Source organism: Collinsella sp. BG-O-102, from assembly GCF_023656745.1.
GTDB lineage: Bacteria > Actinomycetota > Coriobacteriia > Coriobacteriales > Coriobacteriaceae > Collinsella.
In genome coordinates, this window is sequence record NZ_JAMOKO010000042.1 from 1 (window position 1) to 1,299 (window position 1,299).

At 68.4% G+C, this 1,299-nt stretch carries 1 protein-coding gene; it reads right to left on the reverse strand.

Annotated features, from left to right (window positions below; all coding sequences use genetic code 11):
- Positions 1-29: 29 nt before the first annotated feature.
- Positions 30-1,299, reverse strand: a 1,270-nt coding sequence (locus tag NBH09_RS09945) for an IS3 family transposase (protein WP_250787861.1), incomplete at its 5' end; no start/stop codon positions are given.

Sequence of the window (1,299 nt, forward strand, 5' to 3'; positions counted from 1 at the left end):
GGGGGTGCGGACGATTTCTTGGACCGCGCCTAGGCGTATCCAAGCTTCCTGCGGTACTCCATCGGGCTGAGCCACTCGAGGGACTTCTTGATGCGCCCGTCCCGATAGTACACGAGGTAGGCCTCGAGCCTGCCCATGAACTCCCCGGCCGTCACGCCCTCCCAGTCCCTGTAGTGGAAGAACTCGTTCTTGAGACGGCCGAAGAAGCCCTCGCAGGCCGAGTTGTCCGGGCTGCAGCCCTTCGCGGACATGCTCCTGGCCAGCCCGTTCTCCTCGCAGATCCCGATCCACTCCGGCCAGCGGTAGTGGCCGCCGCGGTCCGAGTGGATCGTCGTGCGGGCGCCCGCCGGCCTGGCCGCGCAGGCCTTGAGCAGGCTCGAGTTCGCGAGGCGCTTGTCGGGGTGCAGCCCGATCGACCAGGCGACGGGCATCCCGTCGAAGCAGTCGATGACCGGGCTCAGGTAGACCTTCTCGCCGCCCGGGAGCCTGAACTCGGTGATGTCGGTGAGCCACAGCCGGTTGGGCTCGTCGGCGTGGAAATTCCTGTTCACGAGGTTCTCCGGCGCCTTGGAGACCTCGCCGGCGTAGGAGCTGTAGCCCCGGGCGCGCCTCTTGTTGTAGACGACCTCGAGGCCCTCCTCGCGCATCACGCGGGCCACGCGTTTCTCGCTGGCGCGGACGCCCTCGCGGCGCAGGCGCGCCCAGACGGTGCGGTACCCCCAGCACCCCGAGCCCTCGCGGAAGATGCGCACCACGCGGTCGCGTATGTCGGCGTCGCGGTCGCGCGGTGCGGCGACGCGGGGCCTCCAGTACTCATAGGAGCTCTTCGATATCCTCAAGAAACCTGTGATCGAGCGGAGGGGCAGGGCGGTCGCCCGCCTCAATCTCTCGCCGAGCTCGCACTTGCTCCTGTTCGAGATCGAAGCCGGGTCCCACCCTTCCGCTTTTAGGTCGGCCAACACCGCCCTGAGCAGGAGGTTCTCTATCTGGTCCTCGTTGAGCCCGGCGAGCGGGCCGGTCGCGGGCGGGGCGTAGATCGACTTGTCGGGGCCCAAGCTGGCCTCCTTCCGGCGCGGTTTCCTCGCACCGATTCTACAGCGCGCCCCGGTGTAGCTGTGCGGGAGGTGGCCCGTCGCCCACTTCTTGGCCGCGCCCACCGTGACCCCCGCGAACTCCGCGGCGGCGGTCGGCCCCATGCCGTCCTCCGTCGCCAGGAGGAAGAGCTCGACCTTCTCCCTGCTGTACATGCGAACCTCCAGTCCGGACCGCTTCACGGTCCAACTTTCTGTCCGCACCCCC